At 49.6% G+C, this 6,925-nt stretch carries 5 protein-coding genes; 3 read left to right on the forward strand and 2 right to left on the reverse strand.

Annotated elements, in window-relative coordinates:
• The first annotated feature begins 172 nt into the window (after positions 1–172).
• From ACEW9O_RS08945 to ACEW9O_RS08955, 3 genes are all read left to right on the forward strand, one after another.
• On the forward strand, positions 173–3,169 hold the full coding sequence (locus ACEW9O_RS08945) for a TonB-dependent receptor plug domain-containing protein (protein WP_373549808.1): 2,997 nt from the start codon (positions 173–175) through the stop codon (positions 3,167–3,169).
• 138 nt (positions 3,170–3,307) lie between these two features.
• Entirely contained in the window at positions 3,308–4,291 is a 984-nt protein-coding gene (locus ACEW9O_RS08950; RefSeq protein WP_373549809.1) for a phosphotransferase, read from the forward strand.
• A 188-nt stretch (positions 4,292–4,479) separates the two neighbouring features.
• Positions 4,480–5,460: a nucleoside hydrolase gene (locus tag ACEW9O_RS08955; protein ID WP_373549810.1), complete on the forward strand. Its 981-nt coding sequence runs from the start codon at positions 4,480–4,482 to the stop codon at positions 5,458–5,460.
• A gap of 25 nt (positions 5,461–5,485) precedes the next feature.
• Here the strand turns inward: ACEW9O_RS08955 and ACEW9O_RS08960 are convergent, their stop codons facing one another.
• Both ACEW9O_RS08960 and ACEW9O_RS08965 read right to left on the reverse strand, forming a co-directional pair.
• Positions 5,486–5,857 carry a hypothetical protein gene (locus ACEW9O_RS08960; RefSeq protein ID WP_373549811.1) on the reverse strand — a complete coding sequence of 124 codons (372 nt, stop codon included), beginning with the start codon at positions 5,855–5,857 and terminating at the stop codon, positions 5,486–5,488.
• 32 nt (positions 5,858–5,889) lie between these two features.
• Positions 5,890–6,925: M16 family metallopeptidase (locus ACEW9O_RS08965; RefSeq protein WP_373549812.1), on the reverse strand; the 1,036-nt coding region annotated here is incomplete at its 5' end.

A 6,925-nucleotide genomic window follows, 5' to 3' on the forward strand; every position in this document is an offset into this window, starting at 1 on the left:
CGAAACAAGCGGTTATAAGCCAAATCCCCAAACTTTCCTGCGCTACCATTGTTTCTTTCAGCAATCCAATTTCTCAAGGAAGTACGTACGCCATTTAGGCAACTTGCAATATTATAAAAATCCTACGCAAGTGCCCTTCACCTAATTGTGCCATTAAAACACAGAGACGTTTATGAAAAAGCCTATACCTTTTTTGCTCCTCTTTAGTCTGTTTTGTAGCAGCCTTTGGGCGCAAAGTAGTCTTCAAGTCAAAGTCAGTTCACTTTTAGAAGACATCCCCATCACCGAAAAATGGATTTACCTCAGCACCGATGCAAGTCAACAATTGGTCGACTCCGCTCAAACCGATGCCAAAGGCATGATACTCTTCGAAAACCTGAGTGTCGGCAAAACTTACTTCATCTACTCCTTCGACGATAAAATTTACCAGGCCGCCATTCTCGGCGACATCAAAGCCAAAGAGGGCCTACTCACGGTTAATTTCAACTTGCCCAATCAAAGAACCGCCTCGATTGGAGAAATTTTGATCTCTAGCACTTCTCTGGTGCGCATGAACACTGAAAATGCTGCTGTTTCAGGTCAAATAAAAAAAGACGAGCTGCAACGCCTGCCCATCGAAGGTCGGGATGTCACCCGTTCTTTGTTTCGTTTGCCCAACGTCACCGTGTCCGTCCTGGGTTACGCCGAAGGGCCAAACATCAGCATCAATGGCCTGAACGGAATTTTTACCAATTACCTCATTGATGGCATGGACAACAATGAGCGCTTTTTGGGCAACATGAAATTCAATACGCCGGTGGGTTTTGTGGAAAACATCACCGTGTTGACCAACAATTACTCCGCCGAGTGGGGCAATACCAGCAATGGCATCGTGAATGTACTCTCGCGTTCGGGTACCAACGACTGGACCGGCGAAGCCTTTTACCTGACCCGCCCGGGTTCCATTGTAGATGCCCCTTCTTCTTTTGCAACCCTGGATTTGTACGGCAACCCGGTCAAGGACGGCTTCCAACGCCACCAAATCGGTGCCGCCATCGGTGGCCCCATCAAAAAAGACAAAACCTTCTTTTATTTCAACCTGGAGCAAACTTACGATTTCAAAGACAACCTGCTCAATGTAAGCCAATTGGGAGTCAATGAGATTGTACAAGGGCGCAACAATTTTACTTACGGCTCCGCCAAAATTGACCACGTATGGTCGCCCAATTGGCGCACTTCGTTCCGGGGTCAAGTAGGCCGTTTTTTCAACCAGCGCCAGGGTGGTGGCCTGGAAGGTGGGATTTTGTTCCCTTCAGCCAGCTCTGCCCAGGACAACGAGACCTATCTTTTTGCCCTCAAAAATCAGTTCAAAGTTGGCAGCAAAATCAGCGGTGAGTTGAACTATCAGCACAGTTTTTTCCGCTGGAACTACCGCCAGCCGGTGAATGAAACAACTCCTTCGGTTACGGTGCAAAACCCACAAGGTACCGCCATTGCCATCGTTGGGCAATCAGGAGCTATTTTTGACGATTTTGAATACACCCACCAAATTCAAAACAAGTGGGTATACCGCCATGGCAAACACTTGTTCAAAGCTGGGGTGGAATGGATCGGTTCTGACTTTCAATTGTTGGGCGGTGGCAACCCTTATGGCACCTATACCGTACGTTTGACCGATCAACAATTGGCCGATTTGCGCAGCAAAGGTAAAGGTGCCAACCTCAATGTGGAGGACTTACCGACCAATGTCAACGTGCGTACCTACGATGTGGAATTGCGCCCAACTTCTTTCGGCACGGTACAACAGGTCTACAGTGCCTATCTGGAAGACCAGTGGTCGGTCAATCGCCGTTTGAACCTCTCGCTGGGCCTGCGTTGGGATTATGACAACTTATCCAAGGCAGGAGGCACCAAAGGGGACTTCAACAACCTCGGTCCACGTACCAGTTTCAATTACAAACTCAGCCCACGCAGCGTCATCCGCGGCGGTTACGGCATTTATTACGACAAGATCAAATATTCAGTATACAGCGATAACCTGCAGTTCAGCAGCGACTCTGAGGACTTCAAAAAGCAACTGGCCATGCTCCAACAAGCGGGCATATTGTCTGCGGATGCCGAGCTCGATCGGGTCACTTTTGCGGGCAATATCCGGGCGACTTCACCCAATGTGGCTTTTTTGCAGGGCCCTAGTTTTGATGAATTGCAGGCGCGGCGGGAGCAACAGTTCAGCAACAACCTGCGGATCATGAACCCCAATGGTTTTCAGAATCCCTACTCCCACCAATACGCCCTGGGCTTCCAACAGAAATTGACTGATGAGCATTTGTTTTTGATCGATGCCGTGCATACCCGCACCAATAACTTGTACATCATCCGCAATTTGAATGCAGCTTCACCCTGGGTGTTTGAAAATCCCGCTGATTTCAAAGTGCGAACCACTACTGCCGCCGACCTGAGCCGCCCCGTTCCCATTTCCCGCGATGCAGCAGGGTTTTACACTGTAGCTCCTGGCAATGATACCTTGCGCGGCATTGCCCGCAACGTCTTTGTCACCGAAACTGCCGGGATCGCGCGTTACTCCGCCTTGAACTTCATGCTCCAAAAATCAATTGGTGACGATAAAATTGGTTACCGCTTTTTGTACACCTTGTCCTGGACCAAAAGCAACACCAGCAGCATCAATACCCGGGCGCAGGATTCCAACAACTTTGAGGCCGAATACGCCTGGGATGAGAATGACCGTCGCCACCTGATGAGCGCGGTGATTTTGTACCAACCGCTTAAGGGTTTGTTGATTTCACCCACGGCTTTGATCCAAAGTGGGCAACCGGTCACCCGCGTAGCGGATGCGACAGTCTTTGGCACCACCGATTTGAATGGAGATGGCGAAAGTTTTGGCCTTCCCGCCGACCGCTGGCCCGGCGAAGCCAAAAGCAACGACCGTTTGCCCTGGGCGACCACCTTCGATTTGTCCGTTCGCTACCAATTGCAGCTACACGGCACCCATCGGATAGAGTTCAGTTCAGACATTTTTAATATTTTGAACGCACAAAACTGGTCGGGTTACAACACCACCCGCACCGTGAGCAACCTGAGCCAGATTGGACCTAAGTCCTCGAATACTTATCGTTTGTATTCGGCTTCGCCACCGCGGCAGTTCCAGTTTGGGGTACGGTATATTTTTTAGTTGAGGAAGGTTGAGGGAGGTTGAGGAGTTGAGGCTACCGCGAGCGACTTAGACAGTGGCAATGTCAAAAACGCTCGCGGTAGCCTAAACCTTCCTCAACCTTCTCAACCTCCCTCAACCTCTTTTAACTTCTGATCCATGCACTTAGACCAACACCAACTCAACACCATCAACTCCTGGCTCCAGCAGCGCAGCCTTTTAGACCCGGAAGAAGCAATTTTGTCTGCTGAAAAAGCGGGGGAAGGCAATATGAACTACACCCTGCGCATCAAAAGCAACCTGCGGAGTTTCATCCTCAAGCAGGCACGGCCATACGTGGAAAAATACCCCAGCATTGCCGCCCCGGTAGAACGGGCAGCGATGGAAGCAGCATTTTTTAAAGCTGCGGCCCAGTGGGAAGGAGTAGAGGAAATGCTACCCCGTTTGTTGTATTTCGCCCCGGATGATCACTTGCAAATGATCGAAGACCTGGGAGCTGGGGCTGATTTCACCACTTTTTACCAGCAGAAAGGCCCCATTCCAGCGGAAGAATTGGCCAGCTTGCTCCAGTTTTTACGGGCATTGCACCAACAAAGCCGAGAAACCCCACCCAAGGACAAGTTCCAAAACCGTGCCATGCGGGAGCTGAACCATTTCCACATTTTTGATTTCCCGTTTCAGTCGGACAATGGGTTAAATCTGGATGGCATTCAGGAGGGTTTACAGGCATTGGCGCAGCATACCATTTTTCAGCAAGCTGGCTTGCACGAAAAAACCATGGCCTTGGGACTGCGCTACCTGGCCGATGGTGATACTTTATTGCACGGGGATTTTTTCCCAGGGAGTTGGTTGCGCACCGAGCGGGGTGTTTTTGTCATCGATCCAGAGTTTTGTTTCCAGGGCGATGCCGAGTTTGATTTGGGTGTGTGCTTGGCGCATTTGTGCTTTTGTGGAATGGAATGGGCAGCGGCCGCAGGCATTTTGCAGGAACAGTATGGTGTGTTTGATGTGGCTTTATGTCAGGATTTTGCAGCAGTGGAAATCCTGCGGCGGATTTATGGTGTGGGGCAACTGCCACTGAGTATGAGCATCGTTGAAAAAGAAGCGCTGACTTTATTGGCAATTCGGCAGCTGGTGTCCTAAAAAAAATTCAACCTCAATATTCTCAAACATTACGCATGTATCTCTTAGGTGGCCCTATAGTACCTCAGGTTTCTAAGGTGGTGAAAAGAAAGTCTTATTTTTTTCACCACCTTAGAAACCAAAGACACTTAAGGGACACCTCAGTCGGCATTCACCCATTATCACCCAACCATTCTAAGTTTTTAGTTATGAAATCAGCTTATCTTTTTACCACCATTGCCTTGTTGTTTTTTAGCCAAATCAACTTTGCACAAACTACCCCCCGCCGCATCTGGTTCGACACCGACATCATGATCGGCTTGCCCGAACGTGCCCCTCGCGAGGTTGACGACGGCGTAACCCTGATCATGGCCCTGGCCCTGCCCTCCATTGAAATTGTGGGCATCAGCACCATTACTTATGTGGATTATGGCTACGACGTCACCAAAAAAATCCTCAACTGGTATGCGCCCAAGCGCAACATTCCGGTCTACAAAGGCTCACCCGAAGCAGCTGACTTGGGAGTTGAAAATGAGGCGACCCTAGCCCTAGCTGAGGCTTTGCGCAAAGAAAAACTTGACATTCTGGCCTTGGGCCCAGCTACCAATATTGCTACGGTGATCAAAAACCACCCCGAATTGGCCAAACAGATGAAGGAGATTGTCTTTTGTGCGGGGCGTACGGAAGGCTTTGCTTTCAAACCCGGTCTGCAAAAAAGCACGGTATCCGATTACAATTTTGAAAAAGACGTGGCGTCCTTCAAAGTGATTTTGGATGCGGGGGTAAAAGTGGTTTTTTCAGGTTTTGAGTGCAGCGCTTATCTGCTGATTGGCAAACCTGATGTTCAATTTTTGAAGGCTGGCAATGAGGCCGATCGCTGGTTGTACTCCATGTTGGAGCCCTGGCAGCAAAGGGCGAAGCAGCTTTTTGGTGTGGAGGGCTTCATTCCTTACGATGTGACTCCGCTGGGGTATTTTACCCATCCTGAGTATTTCCAGTACTACCGCAATATTCCAGTACGGATTGAAACGCGTAAGAACGATGCAACGATCGGGCGGGTGATCCCGCCGACCAAGCCTTTTATGGAGGTGAATTACAAGTTCAAAAGCAAGTGGAAGGTGGATTATGCGTATAGAACGCTGCCGGGATTTGAGGAGTTGGTGATTGAATTGATGAAATGCCCGGAGTAGCGGGCATCAATTAATCAAGCCCATCCTATTCCCCCACACTCACCTTCCGGTACCAATTCCCCGCCTTGGTCACGTACAACTCGTACTGCTCATCGCTCAACAATTGCTCAATTTCGGTGCGTTGAGCAAGCAGCAAACCCCGGAACTTGTTGCGCTTTTCTTCTATGTTGATCGCTTCATTTTTGCGCATTTGCTGGATTTGTTGGGCGTAGTCCAGGTGGATGGTTTTAAAATCCTTGAGTTTGTCAGCAGTCAGACTGAGGTCTTTCGCCAATTGTTCCGACCAGCGGTTGGTACGGAATTCGAGGGTGGTGGTGTCGGCTTGTTGGGCAAAACCCGTTTGCAAGTAGCCAAAAGCCAGGCCGAGTACGAAGCAAAGTGGAAGTAAGTTTCTCATGATAACATTGGTAATGGGGCAAAAATAAGTACTTATTTTTTTATCGCCCCTTGTGGTTTCAAAACCAATTTAATACGATTTTTATTGTCGAAGTAACGTTGCGCTGCGGTTTGTATTGCGCTGGCGCTGAGGCCCTCGACCAGTTCCAGGTATTTCTCCGTTTTTAAGCCGTCCAGTGCGATGCCTTCCTTGTAACGTTGGTGCAGTTGGGCCAGCCAAAAACTGTTTTCCTGCTCACTTTTCTGGCGGTTTTCGCGCTGGGTGGTTTTTATTTTTTGCAAAAGTAGCTCATCCGGGCCATTTTTGCAAAAATCATCAATCGCGGCAATCGCTTTTTGCATCAATTCCTCATCGCGCTCGGGTTCGGTATTAAAGCCCAGGGTGATCCGGTACACTGGGCGTGGGTGGTATTCCACATTGCCATTGAAGCTGAGGCTGTAAATGCCACTTTCTTGTTCACGCAGCACTTCACGCAGGCGAATTTGTAAGGCGCTGACCATGCTACTGAAACGATAACGCTCCTGGGCTGTGTTGTCAAAAGTACCGTGCCAGGTGTATTCGACCAGGGTTTTGGGTGCCAGACCGCCGCGTGAAATGCTGTCGATGTGACCGGGTTTGAGATCCAGTTTCAAGTCTTTCCAACTCTCTTGTCGCCCTGCGGCGGGAAGGTTGCCGAGGTAACGTTGGGCCAGGCTTTTCAGTTGATCCAGCTCAAAATCGCCGACAAATACCAGCAACAAATCACTGAGGTCGCCAAAACGCTCCTGGTGAATTTGTTTGAGACTCTGGCTACTGAGTTTGGGCAAATCCTCCAGGCGGTTGAGCCCTCGGCGGGGAGTAGTGCCATATTTCACCCTTTGTTTCAGGTCGGCAAACTGGTAATACGGCGTGCTGAGCATGTTCTTCAGCACATTTTCCTGCCGCTTGCGGAAAGAGGCCACACTATTGGTATCAAAACGTGGGTGCACGGCGTACAAATAAACGAGTGACAACAGGTCTTCCAATTCCGTGCTGCGACAAGAACCACTAAAGCCTTCCTCCAACTCACCCAAATAAGGCACCAGACTG

The organism is Haliscomenobacter sp. (assembly GCF_041740695.1).
In the GTDB taxonomy this organism is placed as follows: Bacteria; Bacteroidota; Bacteroidia; order Chitinophagales; family Saprospiraceae; genus Haliscomenobacter.